Source organism: Thermofilum sp., assembly GCF_038871435.1.
GTDB classification, from domain to species: Archaea; Thermoproteota; Thermoprotei; order Thermofilales; family Thermofilaceae; genus Thermofilum; species Thermofilum adornatum.
Window position 1 is genome coordinate 177,100 of the sequence record NZ_JAVZIC010000003.1, and the last position, 1,963, is coordinate 179,062.

The 1,963-nt window shown below is 52.8% G+C and carries 2 protein-coding genes; both read left to right on the forward strand.

Annotated features, from left to right (window positions below):
* The first annotated feature begins 212 nt into the window (after nucleotides 1-212).
* On the forward strand, nucleotides 213-1,100 hold the full coding sequence (locus QXT17_RS05665) for a ribose-phosphate diphosphokinase (protein WP_052887137.1): 888 nt from the start codon (nucleotides 213-215) through the stop codon (nucleotides 1,098-1,100).
* 51 nt (nucleotides 1,101-1,151) lie between these two features.
* Nucleotides 1,152-1,963, forward strand: an 812-nt coding sequence (locus tag QXT17_RS05670) for a M20/M25/M40 family metallo-hydrolase (RefSeq protein ID WP_342815812.1), incomplete at its 3' end; no start/stop codon positions are given.

Below are 1,963 nucleotides of genomic sequence, written 5' to 3' on the forward strand. Positions count from 1 at the left end.
GTATCAGAAACGAATGAATTGAAAGCTTTTAATCTGTCCAAGCAATGCTAAAATCTTTCGAGTTTTGTATCAGAAACGAATGAATTGAAAGGTCAACTTTGCTGGCGGCTGATATGTCTTTTTTGCTGTGCATGCATTTTTTCATGGTACTTTCGGGTTTTCCATTTTTTTCTCATGCAAAGATTTTTATTTCTGCGTAGGTATTTCTCGGGATGACGGTATATTCTCTGGAAGCATCGAACGGGATTGCTGCCCAGGTGGCTAGACATCTTGGAGATGAACTCGTGTTCTTGGAGAAGAAGACTTTTCCCGACGGCGAGGTCTATGTGAGGGTTCCCTCGAAGCCTAGGGGCGTAGCCATACTTGTCTCATCAATGTATCCTAGCCAAGAGAAAAGGTTCTTAGAGCTGTTATTCTCGGTGGAGGCCCTCTCTGCATACGCGGAGGGCAGTATAATTGCTGTTGTGCCGTATCTGGCATTCGCTAGGCAGGATAAGCGTTTCCTGGAAGGGGAGCCGATAAGTGTCAAGGCTGTCTTGAAGTCGCTGGAGGCTCTCGGGCTGTCCGGCCTTGTCACTGTCGACCTCCACCAGCCCCGTGTGCTAGGTGAATACCTCAGCGTCCCGTCTATAAACGTCTTGCCAGCCGAAGAGATTGCAGGCTACTTCAAGGGGAAAGTCTCTAATCCACTTGTCTTGGCCCCGGACATGGGAGCATTGGAGCGTGCAAAGAGGGTTGCAGAGCACCTGGGCGCGGAGTTCGACTACCTAGTGAAGGAGAGGGACAGGGTCACGGGCGAAGTGAAGATTTATCCGAAGAGCCTAGACGTCGCGGGCAAGGACGTAATCATTGTAGACGACATTATAAGTACGGGTGGAACCATGGCCTTGGCCGCGAAAAACGTGCTTGGCTCTGGAGCAAAAAGCGTGAGGGCCGTCTGCACCCACGCGGTCATGGTTCAGGGGGCACTCGACAAGCTGTACTACGCGGGCATAGAGGAAGTGGTAGCCACAGACACTGTTCCATCGCCCGTCTCGAAGGTCTCTGTTGCTCCTTCCGTGGTGAGAGGCCTAAGAGAACTCCTCGAAGAAATGGTGTAACACGTAGACTAACCTTTAAATCTTGGCATTGCATAGTTAGGTTGACTGTTTATGCCTTTAGACATTGTCCAGGCGCTAAGTGAGCTTGTAAAAATCCCCTCAGAGGTCTACTATGTCGAGAACAAGTTAGTCAGGAAGCATTACCGCGAGGCCGCGGACGCTGTTGCCCGCATAGCTGAGTCGAACGGTTTAAAGGTTGAGAGAATAGACCTGGAGGGAGGAGAAATACCAACACTGATAATTACCCTCCCTAATCCTCCAAAGAGCAAGCCCTCCGTAGCCTTTGTTTCCCACTACGACGTTGTGCCGGCAAAGGGGCCCTGGAAGATAGACGGCGAAGAGATAGACCCATACACGCCAATAGTCAGAGATGGAAAGCTGTACGGCCGGGGCGCGGCAGACGACAAGTCCGGCATCGTCGCGTCGATCGCTGGGCTTGTGGATCTAAAAGAGTCGGGCGCGGAGCTCGCATACAACCCCGTAGTCATCGTTACGGGCGACGAGGAGGTTGGAGGGACAGGTATCAGGAGGCTCCTCGAGAGTGGTGCTAGATGGGATCACGTGGTCATAGTGGATTCGGGCTCAGAGTACGTCTCTGTAGGCGCGTCCGGCGTCGTGGAGGGATGGATAAAGGTCAAGGGGAGGTCTGGACATGCGGGCTACCCACACACGGCGAGCAACGCGGCCGAGAACCTGGTAAGGGTGCTCAGCGACCTCATGGAGTTCAAGGCTGTCCGCGGCTCGAAGATTTCTAGGTTCCCGTCTCCTCCTGGAAGCCCAGTGCCGTATGTCTGGGGGAGGTTCACAATTAATATTGTGAAGCTTCCGCCCTCTGAGCCAGAGAAGCACAACCGTATACCGGG